This window comes from Loktanella sp. SALINAS62 (assembly GCF_018263905.1).
Taxonomy (GTDB): Bacteria; Pseudomonadota; Alphaproteobacteria; order Rhodobacterales; family Rhodobacteraceae; genus Loktanella.
In genome coordinates, this window is the sequence record NZ_JAAFZU010000099.1 from 1 (window position 1) to 236 (window position 236).

At 59.3% G+C, this 236-nt stretch carries 1 pseudogene; it reads left to right on the forward strand.

The features are described from left to right. A pseudogene (locus GZH79_RS18885) lies at positions 1-236 on the forward strand (IS5/IS1182 family transposase); the annotation flags it as partial.

The window sequence follows — 236 nt, forward strand, 5'->3', positions numbered from 1 at the left end:
GATGCCAACAAGCAGAACTCCACGCCGAAGGAAAACTGGGACGCGGCAAGCATAGACCCGGCGGATGCACCCCGCGCTGTCCGCGAGTATCTCGACACACTGGACAAGGCTGCCTTTGGCGCTGCCAGCGAGGTGCAGCCTAAATTCACGTCCCATTCCGATCCTGCCAGTCAATGGACCGCGGCCCGCAAGGGACCTGCTTTCTTCAGCTATTCCGACAATTACCTGATCGACAC